This is a genomic window from Stenotrophomonas sp. SrG, from assembly GCF_050031795.1.
In the GTDB taxonomy this organism is placed as follows: domain Bacteria; phylum Pseudomonadota; class Gammaproteobacteria; order Xanthomonadales; family Xanthomonadaceae; genus Stenotrophomonas; species Stenotrophomonas rhizophila_A.
In genome coordinates, this window is record NZ_JBNBBE010000388.1 from 1 (window position 1) to 261 (window position 261).

The 261-nt window shown below is 65.1% G+C and carries 1 pseudogene; it reads right to left on the reverse strand.

From position 1 onward, the window contains the following. Nucleotides 1-67: 67 nt before the first annotated feature. Nucleotides 68-261, reverse strand: a pseudogene (locus ACQG3P_RS20200) (SDR family NAD-dependent epimerase/dehydratase); the annotation flags it as partial.

The window sequence follows — 261 nt, forward strand, 5'->3', positions numbered from 1 at the left end:
GCTCTACCGCGCCAACGCAGCCATCCAAAAGTCGGCGTGACCGGGATTCGCTCAGCAGGGTCTCAAACTAGGCCATCGTCCGGCGCAACCCTTCTTCCAGCTTCACCTGCGGCTCCCACCCACCAAGCCGGCTCGTGGCCAGCGTGATATCCGGCTGGCGCTGCATCGGGTCGTCCTGCGGCAGCGGCTTGAACACCAGCGTTGACCCGGACTTGGTCAGCGCGATAACCGCCTCCGCCAGCTCGCGGATGGTCATCTCTG